This is a genomic window from Pantoea sp. GM_Pan_3 (genome assembly GCF_026541045.1).
Lineage (GTDB): Bacteria > Pseudomonadota > Gammaproteobacteria > Enterobacterales > Enterobacteriaceae > Pantoea > Pantoea anthophila.
The window spans coordinates 216,260-239,224 of the sequence record NZ_JALNVA010000007.1 but is presented as its reverse complement, the minus strand read 5'-3'; the positions used below and the strand labels follow the sequence as shown (position 1 = coordinate 239,224).

The following is a 22,965-nucleotide window of genomic DNA, read 5'->3' as shown; positions in this document are numbered from 1 at the left end:
CCCTCCTTCAGAGTCAACCTCTTTTTCAGAAGTTTTTCTCCGGCGGCTCAGTCTCCTGAACCTTCAACCCGTTTCCCGTTGCCGGTGTGCCGTGTCGATGGAGGCGCATTATAGGGAGTTTCCGCGGGCTGACAAGTGTTTCTTTGAATTAATTTGCTGAGCGCATCTTTTTTAAACGAACGGGTTAAAAACAGACGTTTCATGCCTGAATAACGCACAAAAACCGCCATTAAACGTTGTAAAGAGACCTGCCGTGGCGGATTGCGGGTGCTATTATTTTGCTTCTTGTCGCAGGATAACCCCAGAAGGACACTCAATGATAAGATCCGCGCGCAGCATGGCCGGTTTGCCATGGATAGCTGCCATGGCCTTTTTCATGCAGTCACTCGACGCCACCATACTGAATACTGCACTGCCCGCCATCGCCTCCAGCCTCGATCGTTCTCCCCTGGCCATGCAATCCGCCGTTATCAGCTACACCCTGACTGTTGCTATGTTGATTCCGGTCAGCGGCTGGCTTGCCGATCGTTTCGGCACGCGTAAGGTGTTTATCGTTGCCGTGTCACTGTTTACCCTTGGCTCACTGGCCTGTGCGCTTTCGCCTACGCTGTCGGTGCTGGTTATGTCACGCATCGTGCAGGGCGTCGGTGGCGCCATGATGATGCCGGTTGCCCGGCTGGCGCTGTTGCGTGCCTATCCGCGCAGTGAGCTGCTGCCGGTGCTCAACTTTGTCACCATGCCAGGATTAGTGGGTCCGATACTGGGACCGATGCTGGGCGGCGTTCTGGTCACCTACGCCACCTGGCACTGGATTTTCCTGATCAACATCCCGATAGGCATTCTCGGTATTGTCTTTGCACGCAAATATATGCCGGACTTCACCACGCCCAAGCGCCGCTTCGACTTTGCAGGCTTCTTATTATTCGGGGCCGGACTGGTGATGATCTCAATCGGTATTGAGCTGTTTGGCGAGCGGATTGTCTCAGCCTGGCTGGCGGGCGGGATATTACTGGGCGGGATTGTGCTGTTGCTCCTCTATATAGTGCATGCCCGGCGTCACCCTTCACCGCTGATCAGCCTGCCGATGTTTAAAACCCGCACCTTCTCAGTCGGCATCGGTGGCAACATCGCGTCACGTCTTGGCACGGGCTGCGTGCCCTTTTTAATGCCACTGATGTTGCAGGTCGGTTTTGGCTATTCAGCGATTATCGCAGGCTGCATGATGGCTCCCACCGCGATAGGCTCTATCCTGGCGAAATCCACGGTGACCCAGTTGCTGCGCTGGCTGGGATACCGCCGCCTGCTGGTCGGCATTACCGCCATCATTGGCATTCTGATCGCCAGCTTCTCCCTGCAGTCGCCTGCTGAGAGCATTATTGTGCTGTTACTGCCGCTGTTTATTCTCGGCATGGCCATGTCGACACAGTTCACTGCCATGAATACGATCACGCTGGCCGATCTGGATGATGACAACGCCAGCGGCGGCAACAGCGTGCTGGCCGTGACGCAGCAGTTAGCGATCAGTTTTGGTGTGGCCGTCAGCGCCGCGGTACTGCGCTTCTATCAGGAGTTTGAAACCAGCACCATTTCACAGTTTCACGCCACGTTTCTGACCATGGGCGTGATAACCGTCTTCTCCGGGCTGACCTTTATGCTGCTGAAAAACGGGGATGGACGTAATCTGATCACCAATCGCGACAGGAAGAAAAAGTCTTAAGCCGACCCACGCACCACGAGTTCCGGCGTCAGCACCAGCGTCTGCTGGCTGGCGTCGGGATCGCTGAGACGATGGATTAAGGTGTCTATCGCCAGTTCGCCCAGGGCATCTTTTGGCTGATGAACGGTACTCAGTGGCGGAGAAAGATAACGCGCCAGTTCGATATCGTCATAGCCCATGACCGCCATCTGCTGTGGAACCTGCAGTCCCGCCTGATAGAGCGCATGGTAAACGCCGACCGCCATGGCGTCGTTGCTGGTGAACACCGCATCCGGTGGCGTGTCCAGTGCCAGCAGCTCAACCATCCCGTTGTAACCGCCCTGAAATTCAAAGTCACCGCTCACCACGTAGCCCGGCAGAATCTCAAGGCCGCTTTTTGTCATGGCGTTGCGATACCCCTGCAGACGCATGCGGGCCGGGGTCTTATCCTGCGGGCCGGCGATGCAGGCGATGCGGGTATAGCCGCTGTCGATAAGATGCTGAGTTGCCAGTTCGCCTCCCAGCAGGGCGTTATCCTGAATAATGTCACCACGCCCTTCAAATGGCGCCCAGTCCATCATGACGGCCGGGATAGAGGGATAGCGATTCAGAATGTCTGCGGAAGGGAGGTGACTTTCGGTGCACATAATCAGTAAGCCATCGACGCGCTTTTGCATCAGCGTCTCAAGGCTGCGGTTCATCCGCTCCTCATCCCCGGCGGTGTTACAGAGGATCAGGCTGTAGCCACGCTGATAGCAGCTCTCTTCGACGCCCCGCACCACCTCCGCATAGAACGGGTTACTACTGGTGGTCAGCAGCATGCCTATCGTGTGGGTCTGGTTGATCTTCAGACTGCGCGCCAGTGCCGAGGGGGCGTAATTCAGATGACGTATCGCCTGCTCGACTTTTTCCCGCACGCCTTCACTGACAAAGCGATTGTTGTTGATGACGTGCGAGACGGTGGAGGTAGAGACGCCCGCCAGGCGAGCGACATCTTTCATGGTACTCAAGCGCTTAGCCCTGCTGCTGCAAAAATTCATCGATCTCCGCGCGCCACGGCACGGAGGGCTGCGCACCCGAGCGGGTCACGGCAATCGCGGCGGCGGCGTGGGCAAATCGTACGGCCTCATAGATCGGCTTCTGCTCCAGTCGTGCGGTAATAAACGCACCATTAAAGGTATCGCCCGCCGCGATAGTATCGATCGCCTTCACGCTGAAGCCTGCAATGCGCTGGCCCTCACCCTGTTCGCTCAGCCAGACGCCGCGGCGCCCCAGCGTAATCAACACCGTGCCGATGCCCTTTGCATGTAACACTGCCGCGGCGCGGGCAGCATCTTCATCGCTGTTGACGGCGATGCCGGTCAGGCTCTCCGCTTCAGTCTCATTCGGCGTAATAATGTCGACCAGCGCCAGCAGGTCGTCAGAGAGCGGGGTGGCCGGGGCCGGATTGAGAATCACCTGAGTCTGATGCTGTCGGGCAAACGTGGCCGCGGCCAGAACGCTCTCCAGCGGTGACTCCAGCTGCATAAGAAGCGCATCGGCTGCAGCGATGACCGGCTGATGACGCGCCACACAGGCAGGCGTTAACGCCGCGTTGGCACCGGCGTAGATACCGATACTGTTTTCGCCGTCACCGTTAACGAAAATCATCGCCACGCCGGTGGACTCACCCGCAACCACTTCAACCGGGGTGGTATCAATATTGTCCTGCGCCAGCTGCTGACGAATCCGTTCACCCATGTCGTCAGCGCCCACACAGGCGATAAAGGCGATATCGGCTCCTGCGCGACCGGCGGCAACCGCCTGATTCGCACCTTTACCGCCAAACGCAATCTGATAATTCTGCCCGATCACCGTTTCACCGGGACGAGGAAAGTGCGCCAGATTAAGGATGTGGTCAGCGTTAATGCTGCCAAGAACGGCCAGTTTTGCGTTTTTGCTCATTAGGGGAGTCCGGAATAAGTGCGCCACCGGAAGGGTGGCGCGGTGCCCTGCTTTTCTTTGAGTTATTGAGTGACCAGCTTCAGGTCGACCGGATTGATCGCCTGCACTTTTTCACCCTTCAGCACTTTATCAGCGGTATCCACGCCGATCATGCCAATTTTGTCCGGCATCTGTGCCACGGTCGCGGACAGTTTGCCACTTTCTACCGCTTTCACGCCATCCGCCGTGCCGTCAAAACCGACCACGATCACACCGGTTTTACCGGCGGTCTGCAGCGCGCGCAGAGCACCCAGAGCCATTTCATCGTTCTGCGCGAAGACGGCCTGCACATCCGGGTGGGCCTGCAGCAGGTTCTGCATAACGTTCAGCCCTTTGGTGCGGTCAAAGTCAGCGGGCTGGCTGGCGAGGATCTGGAACTTATGCGCATCGGCAGCCTGTTTGAAACCTTCGCCACGTTCACGGGCCGCGGAGGTCCCGGCAATGCCCTGCAGCTCAATAATTTTCGCGTTTTCACCGACTTTTTTGGCGATGAAGTCACCGGCCATTTTACCGCCGAACCGGTTATCGGAGGCGACATGGCTGACAACTTTGCCCTGTGACGCGACGCGATCCAGTGTGATGACCGGGATGTTCGCCTGATTAGCCATCTTCACGGCATTGCCTACAGCATCCGAGTCGGTAGGGTTGATCAGCAGCAGTTTAGTGCCGCGCACCGTCAGATCCTGCACGTTTGCCAGCTCTTTCGCCGGATTGTTTTGTGAATCCAGCACCACCAGGTTGTAGCCCAGCTTATCGGCTTCTTTCTGCGCACCCTCTTTCAGCGAAACAAAGAAGGGGTTATTCAGGGTCGAAACCACCAGAGCGATGGTCTCTTTTGCCATGGCGCTGGTACTAAGGGTTGCGCCAAGGATGATGGCCAGTGCGGTTAACTTTTTCATCTTATTATCCTGTGTAAGGTCAGAGTTATTTACTGCTTTTATTATCCACCAGCACCGCCAGCAGGATGACTACCGCTTTAACGATCATCTGGTAGTAAGAAGAGACGCCCATCAGGTTCAGGCCGTTGTTCAGGAAGCCGAGGATCAGCGCACCGATCAGCGTGCCGAAAATACGCCCTTTACCGCCCGCCAGACTGGTGCCACCCAGCACCACCGCGGCAATCGCATCCAGCTCATAGCCGGTGCCCGCAGTAGGTTGTGCCGAAGAGAGACGGGCCACTTCAATCGTGCCCGCCAGCGCCGCCAGCATGCCACTCAGTGAATAGACGATGATTTTGACGCGATTTACATTGATGCCGGAGAGACGGGTAGCCGCTTCGTTACCGCCCAGCGCATAGATATAACGGCCCAGGCGGGTATGCTGCAGCATGTACCAGGCGGCGATAAAGACCAGCGCCATCAGCCAGACCGGTGCAGGCACACCCAGCGGGCGACCAATACCAAACCAGCCCAGCAAATCGGCATTGGCGCTGAATCCGGTGTTAATCGGGCTGCCGTCGGTATAGACCATGGTAACGCCGCGTAACAGCAGCATCATGACCAGCGTGGCAATAAACGCCTGTACCCTGCCGCGCGCCACGATGGTGCCGGTCAGGGCACCGATTGCCGCCCCCAGCGCCAGCGAGGCCGCCACCGCCACCAGGGCATTGACCTCCATACCCACCAGCGACGCGCCTACCGCACCTGTCAGTGCCAGCAGCGATCCCACAGAGAGGTCGATACCGGAAGTCAGGATCACCAGCGTCATCCCGACCGCCATAATGGCATTCACCGAGGTCTGCTGCAGGATGTTGAACAGGTTCGCGACAGTAAAGAAGTTCGGACTCTGACTGGCGACCACGGCGATCAGCACCATCAGCGCAATCAGCGACTTCTGCTCCAGTAACCAGCTTTTGCTAAACCAGCGGCGGCTGGCAGGTAACGTTTGGGTTGTCATACCACTAAATCCTCGCTGTGTTGCTTGCCTACGGCGGCGGCCATCAGACGTTCCTGAGTGGCGTCTTCCCGGGAAAATTCGCCGCTGATACGGCCTTCATGCATCACCAGAATCCGGTCGCTCATGCCCAGCACTTCCGGCATTTCCGAGGAAACGAGGATGATGCTCAGCCCTTCGGCCTTGAACTGGTTAATCAGTTGATAGATCTCTTTCTTCGCGCCGACATCCACACCGCGGGTCGGTTCGTCCAGAATCAGTACGTTGGGCCGGGTCATCAGTCCGCGGGCAATCGCCACTTTCTGCTGGTTACCCCCGGAAAGCAGGCCAATCGGCTGCTCCATTGAGGGCGTTTTCACATTGAACAGCCGGATAAAATCGCCGACCGCCAGCTGCTCTGCCGCGTGCTTCAGTGACCCGCTGCCGCGACTGAAATAACGTAACGCCGTCAGCGACATGTTCTCTTTTACCGACATGCCCAGCACCAGGCCGTCGCGCTTACGATCCTCGGAGATATAGACGATGCCGTTAGCCAGCCCATCCTGGGGCGAACGCGTTACCACTTCGCGGCCGCTGAGCCACAGCTTGCCTTCGTGGCGCGGCAGCGCGCCGTAAAGCACCTTCATCAGTTCGGTACGGCCCGCGCCCATCAGGCCGGAGATACCCAGAATTTCGCCTTTGCGCAGGCTGAAGCTGACCTTATCCACGCCCGGTCCGCTGACGTTTTCCACTTTCAGGCGCACGTCGCCGGGCGCCTGATCCAGACGGGGATATTGATCTTCCAGTTTGCGCCCGACCATCATCTCGATCAGGCTCTCTTCGGTCAGCGCGCTGACCGGACGCTCCGCAATAAACTGCCCGTCGCGGAACACCGTAACGTCATCGCAGATCTCAAAGATCTCTTTCATGCGATGCGAGATGTAGACGATGCCGCAGCCCTGCGCTTTCAGCTCATTGATCACCCGGAACAGCGACAGCGTTTCGGTGTCGGTCAGCGCGTCGGTCGGCTCATCCATGATGATCACCTGCGATTCAAAGCTCAGCACTTTGGCGATTTCGACCATTTGCTGATCGCCAATCGACAGCTCGCCCACCAGCTTGTGGCTGCTGAAGCGCAGATTGAGGCGTTTGAGCAGCGCGTCGGCTTCGGCATACATGCGTTGCCATTGAATGCGGCCAAACCGGCTGACATATTCGCGACCAAGAAAAATGTTCTCCGCCACGGTTAACTGCGGGATCAGGTTCAGTTCCTGATGGATGATGCCAATGCCCGCTTCCTGCGACGCTTTCGGCCCACTGAAGCGGGTCTCTTTGCCGAGCCAGCGCAGCGTACCGGCATCATACTGGTAGATCCCGGTCAGGACTTTCATCATGGTGGACTTGCCTGCGCCGTTCTCTCCGACCAGCGCCATTACGCGACCTGCGCGGACATTCAGCGAGGCACCCTTAAGGGCTTTCACCCCCGGAAAGGATTTTTCAATGCCGTCGAGTTGCAGTAAAGGTTGCATAGCGGCCTCAGAAGGTCACACCGGCGCTGAGGATGACATTGGCAAACGGAGAGCACTCCCCGCTGCGAATGACCGCCTGGCTACGCTGCGTGTGTTGTTTGAACTGTTCATGCGAGAGGTAGCGGATGGTGATGACGTTCCCCTGCTGCTGCTGCAGGGCTTCGAGTGCGGCAATCAGCGCACGGTGAAGAGAGGGATTGTGCTGCTGAATCTCCTCCGCCATCAGGGCGCTTTCTACCTGCATCTCCAGGGCAACCGCATTCACCACCTGCATAAAATCGGGCGTACCCGGCGTGAGCGCCAGATCAATACGCTGCGGACCGGCCGGAATCGGCAGGCCAGCATCCGCAATCGTCAGCGTATCCGTGTGTCCCAGGCGGGCAATCACATGAGAGAGTTCAGCGTTTAACAGGCGACCTTTTTTCATCTTTTCACTCCACAGCGAAACGTTTCGCTGACAGGAGTGTATGAAATGCCGCCATCAACTCAACCGGCAAAGAAGAAATCTGTGATCGCTATCGAAACGTTTCGCTTACGCGGGCGAGAATTTGAATTAGGGCAGGAGAGGGGCTGAAAAAAGGATCGTGAAGGCAGTCTCAGGCGGCTGGCAAACTTAACGCCGGAAAAAAGGGGCAGCAAGGGTTCAGCACCAGACAGAGAGGAGATGGACAGAGGAGGAAAGCGTCCCGCGCCAGGAGAGGCGCGGGCCTGAAAAAAGAGATTAAGGCAGTTTCTTAACCTGTTTGACGTCCATCTCAATGCTGTTGAAATCTTTATCCAGCTCACCCGTCAGCTCAACATTGTCTTTCGGTGAGATGGTCTGGCCGTTCCAGTGCTTGTGGTCGATTTCGACTTTCATCGTGCCGGTCTGGTCGCGGAACAGATAATCTTCATCGCCGATCTGTTTCTCCAGCTTGCCGCGCACGGTGATCCAGCTGTCATCTTTCATCTCTTCCGCCTGCTTCACCGTCACCACACTGGTCTGGTCGGCACGAAAACCGCCCTGGCCAGCGGCAGCCTTCGTCTGTGCGGCGGGCGCACTGGGATCAACAAATCCGCCCTGCTGTGCAGCAAAAACCGGCGCGGAAGCCAGCATAACGACGGTCAGAATAGCAGCGTGCTTTTTCATGGTGTACCCCTTTTTTAGTGGTCGGTCCGGGTGGAACAGGCCCAGTTGACCACAGAGTTCTTAACAGCTTCTTAAGCATTAAAAATAGACGATATTTGCCGGAATCAGCTGTACAAGCAGGAGGGGGCTTCGTATAAAACGCTATCGGAACAGGGAGACATCATGCGTATTTTACTGATTGAAGACGATCGCTTAATTGGTGACGGTATTAAGGCAGGGCTGAGCAGGCTGGGCTTCAGCGTTGACTGGTTTACCTCCGGTGAGGCGGGCTTTAACGCGCTGGACGCGGCCCCCTGGGATGCGGTGATTCTGGATCTCTCTCTGCCCGAACGCGACGGGCTCGATATTCTGCGACAGTGGCGGCAGCAGGGCAAAGATGTTCCGGTGTTAATCCTGACCGCGCGCGATGCACTCGACCAGCGGGTCGAAGGGCTGCAGCAGGGCGCCGATGACTATCTGTGTAAACCTTTTGCCCTGACCGAGGTGGCCGCGCGCCTGCAGGCGTTGATTCGCCGCCGGCACGGCCAGCTTCAGCCTGAACTTCGTCACGGCAATGTGGTGCTGATCCCCGGCGGTCACAGCGTGATGCGTGAGGGGGAAACCATTGCGCTGAAAAGCCGGGAGCTGGCGCTGCTGGAGCTGTTTATGCGAAACCCCGGCCGGGTGCTGACGCGCAGCCAGCTGGAGGAGAAACTCTACAGCTGGGATGCCGATGTCTCCAGCAATGCGGTGGAGGTGCATATCCATCATCTGCGTAAAAAGCTGGGCAGTCAGTTCATCCGCACGCTGCACGGCGTCGGCTATACCCTGGGGGCCGCCGAATGCGATCAATGAGCCTGTTTCTGCGGCTTGGCATCGGTTTTGTACTGCTGGTCGCTCTCTGCTGGGTCAGCGCCAGCCTCAGTGCCTGGCATCAGACGCGTGAAACCCTGGATGAACTCTTCGATACCCAGCAGATGCTGCTGGCAAAGCGTCTGCTGACACTGGATTTTTCGACGCTGGAGAACACCACGCTGCCAAAAACCAAAGCGATCCTGCGCCACCATCGCGGCGAACAGGATGACGACGCCCTGGCGTTTGCCGTCTTCACGCATGACGGCAGGCAGGTGATGAACGATGGAGATAATGGTCGCTATCTGCCGTTCGATGCAGCGTCTCAGGGATTCCATGAAGGTCAGCTCACGAATGATGATGACCGCTGGCGGTTTGTCTGGCTCACCACTCCCGACAAGCAGTTTCGTGTGGTGGTCGGCCAGGAGCTGGAATACCGGGATGACATGACGCAGGACGTGATGAAAGCGAGCGTGCTGCCCTGGTTGATCGCGCTGCCGTTTATGTTGCTGCTGCTGATGGGGCTGGTCTGGTCTGAACTGCGCCCGCTGAAGAGGCTGGCGAAGCAGCTGGCGCAGCGCGCGCCCGATGATGATACGCCGCTGCAGGCCGGGCGGGTGCCGAAAGAGGTCCAGCCGCTGATGGTGGCGCTGAATGGCCTCTTCCGCCGCATCAGTGCCATGATGCAGCGCGAACGGCGCTTTACCGCCGATGCGGCGCACGAGCTGCGCAGTCCGCTGGCTGCACTGCAGGTGCAAAGTGAGGTCATTCAGCTGACGGCGGATGATGAGGTGATGCGCACCCATGCGCTGCAGCAGCTGGATGCCGGGATCCTGCGCGCCACGCGGCTGGTGGATCAGCTGCTGACGCTCTCGCGGGTGGAAGCTGACGATGCGCGCAGTGCCTTCGGGCCGGTGGCGCTGAAGCGCACGGTTCAGGAGACGCTGGCCGCCCAGCTGCCGCTGGCGGATAAAGCGGGCGTGACGCTGCGGCTGCATGCCGACGCCGATCCGCAGATTCAGGGGCATGCGCTGCTGCTGTCACTGCTGGTGCGTAATCTGCTGGATAACGCCATTCGTTATACGCCAGCAGGCAGTGAAGTTGATGTGCGGTTACAGGCGAACAGCCTGGCGGTGGAGGATAACGGCGAGGGATTGAGTGAAGCCGACCGCCAGCGTCTTGGTGAACGTTTCTGGCGACCGCCCGGTCAGGAGAAGAGTGGCAGCGGACTGGGACTCTCGATTGTGCGTAATATTGCCCAGCTGCACGGGATGCAGGTGAGCTTCAGCCAGCGTCCCGGCAGCGGCCTGTGCGTCACGCTGCGCTGGTCTGCGCCCACCCCGTAAGGCGGGCGCGACCCGTCAAATCTCGACCTGGGTGCCCAGCTCGATAACCCGGTTTGGCGGGATCTCGAACTGGTCGGGTGCGCGCAGTGCGTTGCGCTGCAGCGCCAGGAAGAGTTTGCCGCGCAGGCGCAGATACCAGGGGCGTTTGCCGATGATCAGCGACTCGTGCGACATAAAGAACGACGTCTCCATCATGCGGCAGTTCAGCCCTTCCAGCCCGCAGCGATGGAAAATCTCCTCAACGTTAGGCGTTTCACGCCAGCCGTAACTGGCGACCACCCGCCAGAAGGTCGGTGAGAGCTGCTCAATCGTCACACGCCGCACGTTGTGAACGTAGGGCGCATCTTCCGTTCTCAGCGTCAGCAGCACCACGCGCTCATGCAATACCTTGTTGTGCTTGAGGTTATGCAGCATGGCGAACGGAATCACATTCAGCGCACGCGACATATAGACCGCGGTGCCCGGCACGCGAACCGGCGGCGATTTCTCCAGCGAGGCGATCATCGCCTCCAGGGAGTTACCGTGCTCATGCATGCGACGCAGCAGGCGGAAACGCTCGCTTTTCCACGTCGTCATAATGATAAACATCACCAGACCGAGGCAGAGTGGCAGCCAGCCACCGGAGAAGATTTTCACCAGGTTGGCGGTAAACAGCGGCACGTCGATAAAGAGCAGCAGCACCAGGATGAGGCCGACGGCCAGCTTTTGCCAGTGCCAGTTTTTAATGGCCACGGTGCAGACGAGGATCGAGGTCAGGACCATGGTGCCGGTCACGGCGATACCGTAGGCCGCCGCCAGGTTACTCGAATGCTCAAAGCTGATAATCACAATCAGCACGGCGAAATAGAGCACCCAGTTGATGGCCGGAATATAGATCTGACCCGACTCGCGCTCAGAGGTGTGGATGATACGCATCCCAGGCAGATAGCCCAGTCGCACCGCCTGACGCGTCAGCGAGAAGACGCCAGAGATAACCGCCTGTGAGGCGATAACGGTGGCCAGCGTCGCCAGAATCAGCATCGGGATCAGCGCCCAGTCCGGGGCCAGCAGGAAGAAGGGGTTTTTAATCGCTTTCGGATCGCTGAGCAGCAGCGCGCCCTGACCAAAATAGTTCAGCACCAGCGACGGCAGCACCACCGAGAACCAGGCCAGCCGGATCGGCACTTTGCCGAAGTGGCCCATATCCGCATAGAGTGCCTCCACGCCGGTAATCGCCAGCACGACGGCGCCCAGCGCGAAGAACGAGACCGACTTGTAGTGCAGGAAGAACTCAATGGCATAGGCAGGATTGAGTGCGTGCAGCACTTCCGGGTTTTTCATGATGCCGCAGGCCCCCAGAACCGCCAGCACCAGGAACCAGATCAGCATCACGGGCGCGAACAGTTTGCCCACCATACCGGTGCCATGTTTCTGAATCACAAACAGCAGCGTCAGTACCGCAATCGACATCGGCACAATAAAAGGATCCAGTGACGGCGCGGCAATCTCCAGGCCCTCAATCGCGGACATCACCGAAATGGCCGGAGTGATCACCACCTCCCCGTAGAAGAAGCTGCCGCCAATCAGTCCCATGATCACCAGCACCGCCGTGGCGCGCGCACCAGTGTGGCGGCCCGCCAGCGACATCAGGGTCAGAATACCGCCCTCTCCGGCGTTGTCGGCGCGCATCACATAACTGATATATTTGAGTGAGACCACCAGCACCAGCAGCCAGAAAATCAGCGACAGAAAGCCAAACACCGCTTCCCGTTCAACGCCGAAACCAAACTGTCCGGAGAGACATTCACGCAGGGTGTAGAGCGGACTGGTGCCGATATCCCCGTAAACAACACCAATCGCGGCCAGCGTTAATCCGGGAAGGGACTGCTTATTATCTGAGCTCATAGAGTTATCTTTTGTTGGAGTCTGAGAGGCGCAAACACCCCTCGCTCAGGCCATCAAAAAGCGCACAGTATGCACGTATTGGTGAAAATTCCTATACCCGCTTCGCCTTGCTCGCCGGATAACGGGGGCGCTTCAGGCGGTAAAATGTCAGTGGATACCGCGTGATAGCAGGCAAACCTTCTGATACAAAAAAGCTGACAGCTATCAACGCTTTCACGCATGATGATCTATAGAGTAAGGCGCTTGCTTAAGCGCGGCGGCCCGTCGATCGTAAGGACATTGAAGTGATTATGGCTCAACCCCATCTTTTGGCAGAAAGAATTTCTCGCCTGAGCAATGCGTTAGAAAAAGGATTGTATGAGCGGCATCATGCCATTCGCCTTTGCCTGCTGGCGGCGCTGAGCGGTGAAAGCGTGTTCCTGCTGGGCCCGCCCGGCATCGCCAAGAGCCTGATAGCACGCCGCCTCAAATATGCCTTTCAGCACGCCCGCGCCTTTGAATATCTGATGACCCGTTTCTCGACGCCGGAAGAGGTGTTTGGCCCGCTCTCTATTCAGGCGCTGAAGGATGAAGGGCGCTATCAGCGCCTCACTAAAGGGTATCTGCCCGACGCAGAGATTGTGTTTCTGGATGAGATCTGGAAAGCCGGCCCGGCGATTCTGAATACCCTGCTGACCGCCATCAACGAACGCCGCTTCCGCAATGGCGACAGCGAAGAGACCATCCCGATGCGTCTGCTGGTCACCGCCTCCAATGAACTCCCGGAAGTGGACAGCGGTCTCGAGGCGCTCTATGACCGGATGCTGATCCGCCTGTGGCTGGATAACGTGCATGAGAAGCAGAACTTCCGCAGCATGCTGACTCACCAGCAGGATGAACACGCCAATCCGGTGGCAGAATCTCTGCGCATCAGCGATGAGGAGTATGCGCAGTGGCAGCTCAGCATCAGCCAGGTGGGCCTGCCGGATGCCGTTTTCGAGCTGATCTATCAGCTGCGTCAGCAGCTGGAGAGCCAGCCTGCCGCCCCTTACATTTCCGATCGTCGCTGGAAAAAAGCCATCCACCTGTTACAGGCCAGCGCCTTTTACAGCGGACGCAGCGCGATTGCGCCGATAGACCTGATCCTGCTGAAAGATTGCCTCTGGCACGACGTGGCGTCCATGCAGCTGCTGGAACGCGAAATCGACCAGCTGATGACACAGCACGCCTGGCAGCAGCAGCCGATGCTGCTGAAACTGCATCAGATCAAAGCCCGTCGTCTGGCGCTGCAGCAACAGCAGAGCGTGGCGCAGGCCATCACGCTGGAGAAGCACAGCGGCATGTTCAGCCGCAAGCCGCACTACGATATGCCCGAAAGCCTCACCGACGAGCAGCTGACGCTGATGCTGCAAAAGCCGCTGATGCTGCACGATATGCAGGTTACCCACCTGGTGATCGCGCGTGATGCGCTGAACCAGTGGCTGCAGAAAGGGGGCGAGGTGCGCGGCAAGCTCAACGGCATCGGTTTTGCTCAGAGCCTGGATCTTCAGGTGGATGCGCAGCACTGCCTGGCGATCCGCGATGTCAGTCTGCAGGCATCGCGGCTGACCCTGCCCGGCGTCAGCAACAGCGAGCCGCTGCCCGGTGAGATTACCGAGGCGCTGGATGCACTGGAGAGTGAACTGCGCACCCAGCGGCATCTCTTCAGTCAGCATCAGCGCTGCCTGTTTATCAGCGACGACTGGCTGGCGCGGGTCGAAACCAGCCTGCAGGATGTGGCAGAGCAGCTGAAACAGGCGCGTAAATGATCTCCGTGGAGACGCTCAGCACCCTGCTCTCGGTGGGGGAGACCGAACTGATTGAAGAGCTGATCGTCGCCCTGCTGGCCTCCCCACAGCTTGCGCTGTTTTTTGAAAAGTTTCCCGGGCTGAAAAAAGCGCTGCTACGCGATGTGCCGCGCTGGCGGGCCGAGATCAACGCGGAACTCAAAGCCACCCCGGTTCCGGCCACGCTGGCAGAGGAATTTCAGCTCTTTCAGCGGGTTCAGCTCCTCAGCGATCGTGAATTCATCCACCAGCTGGATGCGACGCTTCAGGCGCTGCAAAGCCTGCCTTCGCCCTTCCTGGATGAAGCGAACCGGCTGTTGCAGCACACCGATATCCACCATCTCAGCAGCGCGCAGCACCAGCTTTTTCTGCAGCGCTGGCGGCTGAGTCTGACCTTACAGACCCTGACACTGAATCAGCAGCTGCTGGAGCAGCAGCGCGAACGCCTGCTGGCGGAACTGCAGCAGCGCATGGCGCTGAGCGGTCAGCTGGCCCCGATCCTGGGCGACGATGATGAAGCGGCGGCAGGCCGGTTATGGGACATGAGCAAAGCGTCACTGCAGCCCGGCGACTATCAGCTGATGCTGCAATATGGTGATTTTCTCGCGCAGCAACCGGAGCTGCTGAAGCTGGCACAGCAGCTGGGCCGCAGTCGGGAGGCTAAATCGGTGCCGTCACAGGATGCCCCGATGGAGGCCTTTCACCATCTGGTGCAGGAGCCCGCGTCCGTGCCGGAAGAGGTGAGCGGCATTCATCAGAGCGATGACGTACTGCGTCTGCTGCCGCCGGAGTTAGCCGCGCTGAGCATCAGCGAACTGGAGCTGGAGTTTTACCGGCGCCTGGTTGAGAAACGGCTGCTGACTTACCGACTGCAGGGCGAGGCCTGGCACGAAAAAGTGACGATGCGGCCGGCCAGCCATCAGCAGCATGAGGAGCAGCCCCGCGGGCCGTTTATCGTCTGCGTAGATACCTCCGGCTCCATGGGGGGCTTCAACGAGCGCTGCGCAAAAGCGTTTTGTCTGGCGCTGCTGAAAGTCGCGCTGGCCGACCGGCGTCGCTGCTACATCATGCTGTTTGCCCATGAAGTCATCGGCTACGAGCTGACCGGGGAAGATGGGCTGGAACAGGCGATTCGCTTTCTCAGCCAGCGCTTTCGTGGCGGCACCGATCTGGCCGCCTGCCTCTCCTCGGTGGTGAACCGGATGGAGGGCGCACTGTGGCAGGAAGCGGATGCGGTCATCGTCTCCGATTTCATCGCCCAGCGTCTGCCGGAAGAGGTGATCGGGGCGATAAAACAGCGCCAGCGACACAATCAGCAACGTTTTCACGCGGTGGCCATGTCGGCCCACGGGAAACCCGGTATTCTGCGCATCTTCGACCATATCTGGCGTTTCGATACCGGCATGAAAAGCCGTCTTCTGCGTCACTGGCGCCGTTAAGTCATCTGGCAGAAAAGCTTCTTTGCTATAGTTTACCGTTTCACTTACTCAGCAATCTGGAGCTTCCTGTGACGCTTGCTCAACCCCACCGCGATCTGCCTGCACCTACGCGGACGTTATTGCTCTCCGGCCAGAATAGCGAACAAAAACGTGCCGATTTGCTGGCCTATTTCCATCAGACCTGGGACCAGTATGAGAGTCTGTTTACCTGTCTGGCGGATCCGCAGGCCTGGTTCACCAAAGCCATTCCGCTGCGCCACCCCCTGATTTTCTATTTCGGTCACACGGCGACCTTCTACATTAATAAGCTGATGGCCGGACGTCTCATCGACGCGCGTCTGAACGATCGCATCGAAGCGATGATGGCGATTGGGGTGGATGAGATGAGCTGGGACGATCTCAACGACAGTCACTACGACTGGCCCACCGTCGATGAAGTGCGTGAATACCGGGGACGCGTGAAAGCCCTGGTCAGCGATCTCATCCAGACCATGCCGCTCACTCTGCCGATCGACTGGGAAAGTCCGGCCTGGGTGATCCTGATGGGCATCGAGCATGAGCGCATCCATCTGGAAACCTCCAGCGTGTTGATCCGCCAGCTTCCGATTGAGTGGGTTAAGCCGCAGTCCGCATGGCCCATCTGTCCGCTGGCGCGCCACCAGCGTCAGGCTGTTCCGGCCAACGCCCTGCTGCCGATGCCCGGCGGCACGGTCACGCTGGGTAAAACTGACGACACCTACGGCTGGGATAATGAGTATGGCCGCCAGCAGATTACGCTGCAGCCGTTCCAGGCGAGCAAAATGCTGGTCAGCAACGCAGAATTTATGGCCTTCGTCGAGGCGGGAGGATATCAGGATCGTCGCTGGTGGGATGATGAAGGCTGGGGCTGGTGTCAGTTTGCCAAAGCAGAGATGCCCACCTTCTGGGTTGGCACACCTGCGATGCCCGATCAGCTGAAACTGCGTCTGATGTGTAAAGAGGTGGCGATGCCCTGGGACTGGCCTGCCGAGGTCAATCAGCTGGAAGCCGCCGCCTTCTGTCGCTGGAAAGCAGATCAGACGGGGCTGGCAATTCAGCTTCCCTGCGAAGCGGAGTGGACTCAGCTGCGCGAACAGGTTGCCGGCGACCAGCCGCACTGGGAGCAGGCACCGGGCAACATTAACCTGGCTTACTGGGCCTCCTCGTCACCGGTCGATATGTTCGCCCAGGGCGACTTCTTCGATATCGTCGGCAACGTCTGGCAGTGGACCACCACGCCAATTAACGGCTTCGAAGGCTTCCGGGTCCATCCGCTTTACGACGATTTCTCGACGCCGACGTTCGATGGCAAGCACTCGCTGATCAAAGGGGGCAGCTGGATATCCACCGGCAATGAAGCCCTGAAATCGGCACGCTATGCGTTTCGCCGCCACTTCTTCCAGCATGCCGGTTTCCGCTATGTGGTGTCCGGGCACAGGGAGAGCATGGCGCTGAATCCGTATGAGTCTGACGCCATGGTGTCGCAGTATCTCGACTTCCAGTATGGCCCGCGCTATTTCGGTGTGGAAAACTATGCCGAAAGCCTGGTGAAGCTGGCGCTGAATTACACCCGCGCCCGGGGTGACGCCCTGGATATCGGCTGCGCGACCGGACGCGCCAGTTTCGAACTGGCCCGCCACTTCGAACGCGTCACCGGCATGGACTACTCGGCGCGCTTCATCGATGTGGCGCTGCAGCTGACCAGCGGTGAAGATTTCCGCTATCTCCTGCCTCAGGAGGGCGATCTGGTCGAGTATCGTCAGGTTCGCCTGAAAGATTTCGATCTGGAGAGCGATCTGGCGCAGCGAATCCGCTTTGTGCAGGGGGACGCCTGCAACCTGAAGCCGCAACCGGCCGGTTACGATCTGGTGCTTGCCTCCAATCTGATCGATCGTCTGCGTCAGCCCGCGCGCTTCCTGCAGGATGTGACGCCGATGCTGCGTCCGGGCGGCATTCTGCTGCTCTCATCGCCTTACACCTGGCTGGAAGATTTCACGCCGAAAGAGAACTGGCTGGGCGGCGTGCGGGAAAACGGAGAGGCCCTGACGACCCTGCAGGCGCTGCAACGGCTGCTGGCCGCCGACTTCGAGCTGATCGATGAACCGCAGGATGTGCCGTTCGTGATCCGCGAAACGGCCCGCAAGTTCCAGCATACGCTGGCGCAGGTCACCGTCTGGCGCAAACGCTAAGCAACCCGGCAGCGGCGCCCGTCGCTGCCGGGAGTTGCCTGAACCACTATTTTGCTGCACATTCACCCTTGTTCACTTAAGCAGACCCACAACGAGGATGGCCATGGCCGAACATCTGCAGCTCGACAACCTGGATCGCGGCATTCTGAATGCCCTGCTGGAGAATGCGCGCACCGCTTACGCCGAGCTGGCAAAGCAGTTTAATGTCAGTCCCGGCACCATTCATGTGCGCGTAGAGAAGATGAAGCAGGCGGGTATTATCCTGGGCACGCGGGTGGATATCGATCCGCGCCAGCTGGGGTTTGATGTCTGCTGCTTTATCGGCATTATCCTGAAGAGCGCGCGTGACTATCCGGCGGCGCTGAGCAAACTGGATGCGCTGGATGAGGTGGTTGAAGCCTGGTACACCACCGGTCACTACAGCATCTTTATTAAGGTGATGTGCCGGTCAATCGATGCCCTGCAGCAGGTGCTGATCAACAAGATCCAGACCATTGATGAAATTCAGTCAACCGAAACCCTGATCTCGCTGCAAAACCCGATCATGCGTACCATCAAGCCCTGATCGTTCCTTTCCCTGTGCATAATCTTATCCCTGACGAATGTGGCGGCTGGCAACGGCTGCGTTCGCCTTTCCCGATCCATTAACCCTGTTGTCCACAGGTGGATCACCGCTTGATCACAGCGTACAATGCTCGCCTTACTGTCCGGGAGAGCAAGATGGCCGATATTACCTTAATCAGTGGCAGTACTCTGGGAAGCGCCGAGTATGTGGCTGAACATCTGGAAGAAAAATTACAGGACGCAGGCTTCTCCACGCAGCTGCTGCATGGCCCGGCGCTGGATGAGGTGCCGCAGACCGGTATCTGGCTGGTGGTCTGCTCAACGCATGGTGCCGGCGATATCCCTGACAATCTGCTGCCACTCGCTGAAGCCATCCGCGACAGCCAGCCCGATCTTTCTCAGGTTCGCTTTGGCGCTGTCGGACTCGGCAACCATGAGTACGATCTCTTTTGCGGCGCGATCCGCCAGATTGATGCGCTGCTGACCGCACAGGGGGCGCAGCGGATAGGCGATCGTCTGGAGATTGACGTGCTGGAGCATGAGATCCCTGAAGATCCGGCAGAGGCCTGGCTGGAAACGTGGAAAAACGCGATCTGAATCGTGGACGGGGATCGCGAAATAGTGACGATCCCCAGTGGAAGATGCTGATTTTATCCTTTTCCGCTCGTTTATTTTGTGGATAACTACCCTCTTTTACTGCGTATAACCGGTAGTTATCCAAAGAACAACCGATGCATGTTTTTTGAGCTGTGTATAACCTAAGGTTTTGATCCCAGCTTATACGGATCAGGATCACCGATCACTCACAGCTAGTGATCCTGCCCATCCTGTTGTTTATGCAATGCTTCTGGCACATATCCACAGGAGGCCGGGATCCTAATAAGAGATCTAACAGAAAGATCATATACAGATCTAAGATCCTTTCTTTTAAAACCGGACGATCCCGCGGCTTTCACCCCAGACGGAATTTGAGTAGAATCCACGCCCCAGGACGACGATCCTGCACGTTCATCAACCGAGGTACCACTTCATGTTTTATCAGGATCCTTTTGACGTCATCGTAATTGGTGGTGGTCATGCGGGCACCGAAGCCGCAATGGCGGCAGCCCGAATGGGTCAGCAAACCCTGTTACTCACCCATAACATTGATACGCTTGGACAAATGTCCTGCAACCCGGCGATCGGTGGCATTGGCAAAGGACATTTGGTGAAGGAAGTGGATGCCCTGGGGGGTCTAATGGCCCATGCGATCGACCAGGCCGGTATCCAGTTTAGGATACTAAACGCCAGCAAAGGGCCGGCGGTGCGGGCCACCCGTGCTCAGGCCGATCGCGTGCTCTATCGCCAGGCGGTGCGCACTGCTCTGGAGAACCAGCCCAACCTGATGATCTTCCAGCAGGCGGTCGACGATCTTATCGTTGAAAACGATCGTGTGGTGGGTGCCGTGACTCAGATGGGACTGAAGTTCCGCGCGAAAACCGTGGTACTGACCGTCGGAACCTTCCTGGACGGAAAAATTCATATCGGTCTGGACAACTACAGTGGCGGTCGCGCAGGTGATCCCCCGTCCATTCCGCTGGCAAAACGACTCCGCGCGCTGCCGCTGCGGGTAAACCGCCTCAAAACCGGCACGCCGCCGCGCATTGACGCTCGCACCATCGATTTTTCAGTGCTGAGCCCGCAGCATGGGGATAACCCGATGCCGGTCTTCTCGTTTATGGGCAGTGCCGCTCAGCATCCGCAGCAGGTGCCGTGCTGGATCACTCATACCAATGAGAAAACCCACAACGTGATCCGCGAAAACCTGGATCGCAGCCCGATGTACGCCGGGATCATCGAAGGGATCGGCCCGCGCTACTGCCCGTCGATCGAAGACAAAGTCATGCGCTTTGCCGATCGTAACTCGCATCAGATCTTCCTGGAGCCGGAAGGGCTGACCAGTAATGAGATCTACCCGAACGGTATCTCTACCAGTCTGCCGTTTGACGTGCAGATGCAGATCGTCCGCTCAATGAAGGGGATGGAGAATGCGAAGATCGTGCGTCCGGGTTATGCCATCGAGTATGACTTCTTCGATCCGCGCGATCTCAAACCGACGCTGGAGAGTAAGTTTATCGACGGCCTCTTCTTTGCCGGACAGATCAACGGCACAACCGGTTATGAAGAAGCCGCTGCGCAGGGGATGCTGGCCGGTCTGAACGCCGCGCGTCAGTCTGCTGACAAAGAAGGCTGGGCACCGCGTCGCGATCAGGCTTATCTGGGCGTGCTGGTTGATGACCTCTGTACGCTCGGCACCAAAGAGCCGTACCGGATGTTCACCTCGCGTGCCGAATACCGTCTGATGCTGCGCGAAGACAATGCCGATCTGCGTCTGACCGAAACCGGCCGTGAACTGGGTCTGGTTGATGATGCACGCTGGGCGCGCTTCAATCAGAAGCTGGAAGCGATTGAGCAGGAGCGTCAGCGTCTGCGCGATATCTGGGTTCATCCAAAATCCGAACACGTTTCCGACGTCAATACGGTGCTCAGCGCACCGCTGACCAAAGAAGCGAGTGGTGAAGATCTGCTGCGTCGTCCAGAGATGACCTATCTGAAGCTGATGGCGCTGGAGGCCTTCGGCCCGGCACTGGCTGATGAGCAGGCCGCTGAGCAGGTTGAGATTCAGGTGAAGTATGAAGGCTACATCGCGCGTCAGCAGGAAGAGATCGATCGTCAGTTGCGTAATGAGAACACGCTGCTGCCGGTTGAGCTCGACTATCGCCAGGTGAATGGACTCTCCAATGAGGTGATCGCCAAGCTGAACGATCACAAGCCGACGTCGATCGGGCAGGCGACGCGCATTTCCGGTATTACTCCGGCGGCCATCTCGATTCTGCTTATTTACCTGAAAAAACAGGGTCTGCTGCGCAAAAGCGCCTGATCTTAAACGGGGCGAGGAGACTCGCCCCCGCTGAATGGACTTATGCTGTGATTAACACACTCACGTCGCTGCTCAATGCAGCCGGTATTTCCCTCTCCGATCAACAAAAACAGCAGCTGGTTGCCTATGTCGGCCTGCTGGATAAGTGGAACAAAGCCTACAACCTGACCTCCGTCCGCGATCCGCAGCAGATGCTGGTGCGTCATATCCTCGACAGTATCGTGGTGGCGCCGCATCTTCAGGGCGCACGCTTTATTGATGTTGGCACCGGACCGGGTCTGCCAGGCATTCCGCTGGCTATCGTCATGCCGGATGCGCACTTTACGCTGCTCGACAGTCTGGGCAAGCGGGTCCGGTTCCTGCGTCAGGTTCAGCATGAGTTAGGACTTACTAACATCACGCCGGTCCAGAGCCGGGTAGAGACCTTCCCGGCGGAACCTCCGTTCGACGGGGTGATCAGCCGTGCTTTTGCCTCCCTGACCGATATGGTGACCTGGTGTCATCATCTGCCGGGAAGGGAAGGGCGCTTCTTTGCGCTGAAAGGGGTGCGACCAGACGATGAAATTGCCGCTTTACCGGCGGGCTTTGGGGTGGATTCCGTCATCAGACTGCAGGTGCCTCAGCTGGACGGTGACCGCCACCTGGTCATTCTGCGTCACCAGTAGCCTTATCGTCAGCAGGGTCTTGGCGCGTTTCAGCTTCAGGCCCTTTGAGGCGACTGATTAAAAAAAACGCAGACGAGATCGGTGTGATAAAAGTTTTTGATTAAACGCGCGCGGTAAGAAGGTTAAAAAGGCCGATGGAAATTATCCGAAAAGCTCTGTTACATTTAACCTTTAATTCACATTTGGTTATCAGAAATATCACTTGTATAGCCGGGTAGCGGAATAAAAATAGTCACGTCAGAAAATATATCGCGGTAATAACCTGCCGTGCGTAATATCAGTTTCACGATTCTCAGGCACAGTTCGATGTCAATAGCCTGTTTTCCGGGAAATTACGCTTTCCGCTACAACGATCTAATTTTAAGTGGCTGATTAAAATAGGTTTAACCGCTGTGGGCCGGGCGCTGAAATAGCACCCCGATAAAACTCATTCTGGCGCAGGTGCTTATTATGTGATCTAAAGCACGCTTTAAAAGCAAGACGCCAGTGAATTTTCAGTCCGATTCAGATGAATTCCGGCAGGGTAATCTTTGGAAAAATAGCCCTCCGGAAAGAAATTTAAATAATTGTTCACCTTTTCGCTACTTACCGATTGAAATCGCAGGTGCGGCCCGTATAATTTGCACGGCTTTTGCTGCTTGACTCAACTGCGCAAAGGCAGTCTTATACGACACGCGACATACCCCTGATGGGGCAGGAGAGTATCAGCGTCATGTCAGTGTCTCTTTACAGTGTGAAATTCGCCCGAACGGTGCTGATGATTCAGCTGGTGACGATAGTCATCATCGGCGCACTCTTTGCTGTTAAAGATGTCACGTGGGGTGTCTCTGCTCTTGCTGGCGGAGCGGCAGCCTGGCTGCCAAACGTATTGTTTTTGTTTTTAGCCTGGCGCCTGCAGGGGCAATCCCCCGCTTCGGGGCGAGTCGCGTGGAGCTTCGCTTTAGGTGAAATAGCCAAAGTGTTTGCGACCATCATTTTGCTCATTGTGGCGTTGGGTCTATTCGGCGCGGTCTTCTGGCCGGTCGGAATAACCTGGTTATCGGTGCTGGTGGTACACATGCTGGCACCGGCGGTAATTAACAACAAAGGGTAAGA

Annotated in this window: 19 protein-coding genes; 11 read left to right on the top strand and 8 right to left on the bottom strand. The window is 57.7% G+C overall.

Features of this window, described 5'->3' with window-relative positions; genetic code table 11:
* The first annotated feature begins 316 nt into the window (after nucleotides 1–316).
* A complete protein-coding gene (gene mdtD, locus OXR04_RS18980) occupies nucleotides 317–1,717 on the top strand; it encodes a multidrug transporter subunit MdtD (protein ID WP_058957200.1) in 1,401 nt (466 codons plus the stop codon).
* On the opposite strand, the gene rbsR is transcribed toward mdtD, so the two are convergent.
* The 7 genes from rbsR to OXR04_RS18945 all read right to left on the bottom strand — a co-directional run bounded on the left by rbsR (nucleotide 1,714) and on the right by OXR04_RS18945 (nucleotide 8,209).
* Nucleotides 1,714–2,697: a ribose operon transcriptional repressor RbsR gene (gene rbsR, locus OXR04_RS18975; protein ID WP_033736110.1), complete on the bottom strand. Its 984-nt coding sequence runs from the start codon at nucleotides 2,695–2,697 to the stop codon at nucleotides 1,714–1,716. The genes mdtD and rbsR overlap by 4 nt on opposite strands.
* A gap of 13 nt (nucleotides 2,698–2,710) precedes the next feature.
* Nucleotides 2,711–3,640 (bottom strand): ribokinase, encoded by a 930-nt coding sequence (gene rbsK, locus OXR04_RS18970; protein ID WP_058957199.1) that lies wholly within the window; start codon nucleotides 3,638–3,640, stop codon nucleotides 2,711–2,713.
* A 62-nt stretch (nucleotides 3,641–3,702) separates the two neighbouring features.
* Nucleotides 3,703–4,578 carry a ribose ABC transporter substrate-binding protein RbsB gene (rbsB, locus tag OXR04_RS18965; protein WP_009088177.1) on the bottom strand — a complete coding sequence of 292 codons (876 nt, stop codon included), beginning with the start codon at nucleotides 4,576–4,578 and terminating at the stop codon, nucleotides 3,703–3,705.
* Nucleotides 4,579–4,603: 25 nt separating this feature from the next.
* Nucleotides 4,604–5,575: a ribose ABC transporter permease gene (gene rbsC / locus OXR04_RS18960; RefSeq protein WP_009088178.1), complete on the bottom strand. Its 972-nt coding sequence runs from the start codon at nucleotides 5,573–5,575 to the stop codon at nucleotides 4,604–4,606.
* On the bottom strand, nucleotides 5,572–7,080 hold the full coding sequence (rbsA, locus tag OXR04_RS18955) for a ribose ABC transporter ATP-binding protein RbsA (RefSeq protein WP_058957198.1): 1,509 nt from the start codon (nucleotides 7,078–7,080) through the stop codon (nucleotides 5,572–5,574). The genes rbsC and rbsA overlap by 4 nt, the downstream gene beginning before the upstream one ends.
* A 7-nt stretch (nucleotides 7,081–7,087) precedes the next feature.
* On the bottom strand, nucleotides 7,088–7,507 hold the full coding sequence (rbsD, locus tag OXR04_RS18950; RefSeq protein WP_140029588.1) for a D-ribose pyranase: 420 nt from the start codon (nucleotides 7,505–7,507) through the stop codon (nucleotides 7,088–7,090).
* Between the two features lie 294 nt (nucleotides 7,508–7,801).
* Nucleotides 7,802–8,209 carry a NirD/YgiW/YdeI family stress tolerance protein gene (locus OXR04_RS18945; RefSeq protein WP_009088181.1) on the bottom strand — a complete coding sequence of 136 codons (408 nt, stop codon included), beginning with the start codon at nucleotides 8,207–8,209 and terminating at the stop codon, nucleotides 7,802–7,804.
* Between the two features lie 162 nt (nucleotides 8,210–8,371).
* Between OXR04_RS18945 and qseB the strand changes: the two genes are divergently transcribed.
* Nucleotides 8,372–9,043, top strand: a complete 672-nt coding sequence (qseB, locus tag OXR04_RS18940) for a quorum sensing response regulator transcription factor QseB (protein ID WP_009088182.1) — start codon at nucleotides 8,372–8,374, stop codon at nucleotides 9,041–9,043.
* Nucleotides 9,031–10,386: a quorum sensing histidine kinase QseC gene (qseC, locus tag OXR04_RS18935; RefSeq protein ID WP_140029589.1), complete on the top strand. Its 1,356-nt coding sequence runs from the start codon at nucleotides 9,031–9,033 to the stop codon at nucleotides 10,384–10,386. The genes qseB and qseC overlap by 13 nt, the downstream gene beginning before the upstream one ends.
* A gap of 15 nt (nucleotides 10,387–10,401) precedes the next feature.
* Here the strand turns inward: qseC and kup are convergent, their stop codons facing one another.
* Entirely contained in the window at nucleotides 10,402–12,270 is a 1,869-nt protein-coding gene (gene kup, locus OXR04_RS18930; RefSeq protein ID WP_009088184.1) for a low affinity potassium transporter Kup, read from the bottom strand.
* A gap of 290 nt (nucleotides 12,271–12,560) precedes the next feature.
* On the opposite strand from kup, the gene ravA reads away from it, so the two are divergent.
* The 8 genes from ravA to atpI all read left to right on the top strand — a co-directional run bounded on the left by ravA (nucleotide 12,561) and on the right by atpI (nucleotide 22,963).
* Entirely contained in the window at nucleotides 12,561–14,057 is a 1,497-nt protein-coding gene (ravA, locus tag OXR04_RS18925; protein ID WP_267372547.1) for an ATPase RavA, read from the top strand.
* Nucleotides 14,054–15,514, top strand: a complete 1,461-nt coding sequence (gene viaA, locus OXR04_RS18920; RefSeq protein ID WP_009088186.1) for an ATPase RavA stimulator ViaA — start codon at nucleotides 14,054–14,056, stop codon at nucleotides 15,512–15,514. Before ravA ends, viaA begins: the two co-directional genes overlap by 4 nt.
* Before the next feature lie 68 nt (nucleotides 15,515–15,582).
* Nucleotides 15,583–17,721 (top strand): 5-histidylcysteine sulfoxide synthase, encoded by a 2,139-nt coding sequence (gene ovoA / locus OXR04_RS18915; RefSeq protein WP_267372548.1) that lies wholly within the window; start codon nucleotides 15,583–15,585, stop codon nucleotides 17,719–17,721.
* Between the two features lie 103 nt (nucleotides 17,722–17,824).
* A complete protein-coding gene (gene asnC, locus OXR04_RS18910) occupies nucleotides 17,825–18,286 on the top strand; it encodes a transcriptional regulator AsnC (protein WP_009088190.1) in 462 nt (153 codons plus the stop codon).
* Nucleotides 18,287–18,441: 155 nt separating this feature from the next.
* Nucleotides 18,442–18,882: an FMN-binding protein MioC gene (gene mioC, locus OXR04_RS18905; RefSeq protein ID WP_046100887.1), complete on the top strand. Its 441-nt coding sequence runs from the start codon at nucleotides 18,442–18,444 to the stop codon at nucleotides 18,880–18,882.
* 433 nt (nucleotides 18,883–19,315) lie between these two features.
* Nucleotides 19,316–21,205, top strand: coding sequence for a tRNA uridine-5-carboxymethylaminomethyl(34) synthesis enzyme MnmG (gene mnmG, locus OXR04_RS18900; protein WP_009088193.1), 1,890 nt, complete (start codon nucleotides 19,316–19,318; stop codon nucleotides 21,203–21,205).
* Between the two features lie 47 nt (nucleotides 21,206–21,252).
* On the top strand, nucleotides 21,253–21,870 hold the full coding sequence (gene rsmG / locus OXR04_RS18895) for a 16S rRNA (guanine(527)-N(7))-methyltransferase RsmG (protein WP_009088195.1): 618 nt from the start codon (nucleotides 21,253–21,255) through the stop codon (nucleotides 21,868–21,870).
* 712 nt (nucleotides 21,871–22,582) lie between these two features.
* Nucleotides 22,583–22,963, top strand: coding sequence for a F0F1 ATP synthase subunit I (gene atpI, locus OXR04_RS18890; RefSeq protein WP_009088196.1), 381 nt, complete (start codon nucleotides 22,583–22,585; stop codon nucleotides 22,961–22,963).
* The last annotated feature ends 2 nt before the right edge of the window (nucleotides 22,964–22,965 follow it).

Excerpts from the sequence above, each read along its gene's own strand:
- mdtD (WP_058957200.1), top strand. The coding sequence starts at position 317 with ATGATAAGATCCGCGCGCAGCATGGCCGGTTTGCCATGGATAGCTGCC.
- rbsR (WP_033736110.1), bottom strand. The coding sequence starts at position 2,697 with ATGAAAGATGTCGCTCGCCTGGCGGGCGTCTCTACCTCCACCGTCTCG.
- rbsK (WP_058957199.1), bottom strand. The coding sequence starts at position 3,640 with ATGAGCAAAAACGCAAAACTGGCCGTTCTTGGCAGCATTAACGCTGAC.
- rbsB (WP_009088177.1), bottom strand. The coding sequence starts at position 4,578 with ATGAAAAAGTTAACCGCACTGGCCATCATCCTTGGCGCAACCCTTAGT.
- rbsC (WP_009088178.1), bottom strand. The coding sequence starts at position 5,575 with ATGACAACCCAAACGTTACCTGCCAGCCGCCGCTGGTTTAGCAAAAGC.
- rbsA (WP_058957198.1), bottom strand. The coding sequence starts at position 7,080 with ATGCAACCTTTACTGCAACTCGACGGCATTGAAAAATCCTTTCCGGGG.
- rbsD (WP_140029588.1), bottom strand. The coding sequence starts at position 7,507 with ATGAAAAAAGGTCGCCTGTTAAACGCTGAACTCTCTCATGTGATTGCC.
- OXR04_RS18945 (WP_009088181.1), bottom strand. The coding sequence starts at position 8,209 with ATGAAAAAGCACGCTGCTATTCTGACCGTCGTTATGCTGGCTTCCGCG.
- qseB (WP_009088182.1), top strand. The coding sequence starts at position 8,372 with ATGCGTATTTTACTGATTGAAGACGATCGCTTAATTGGTGACGGTATT.
- qseC (WP_140029589.1), top strand. The coding sequence starts at position 9,031 with ATGCGATCAATGAGCCTGTTTCTGCGGCTTGGCATCGGTTTTGTACTG.
- kup (WP_009088184.1), bottom strand. The coding sequence starts at position 12,270 with ATGAGCTCAGATAATAAGCAGTCCCTTCCCGGATTAACGCTGGCCGCG.
- ravA (WP_267372547.1), top strand. The coding sequence starts at position 12,561 with ATGGCTCAACCCCATCTTTTGGCAGAAAGAATTTCTCGCCTGAGCAAT.
- viaA (WP_009088186.1), top strand. The coding sequence starts at position 14,054 with ATGATCTCCGTGGAGACGCTCAGCACCCTGCTCTCGGTGGGGGAGACC.
- asnC (WP_009088190.1), top strand. The coding sequence starts at position 17,825 with ATGGCCGAACATCTGCAGCTCGACAACCTGGATCGCGGCATTCTGAAT.
- mioC (WP_046100887.1), top strand. The coding sequence starts at position 18,442 with ATGGCCGATATTACCTTAATCAGTGGCAGTACTCTGGGAAGCGCCGAG.
- mnmG (WP_009088193.1), top strand. The coding sequence starts at position 19,316 with ATGTTTTATCAGGATCCTTTTGACGTCATCGTAATTGGTGGTGGTCAT.
- atpI (WP_009088196.1), top strand. The coding sequence starts at position 22,583 with ATGTCAGTGTCTCTTTACAGTGTGAAATTCGCCCGAACGGTGCTGATG.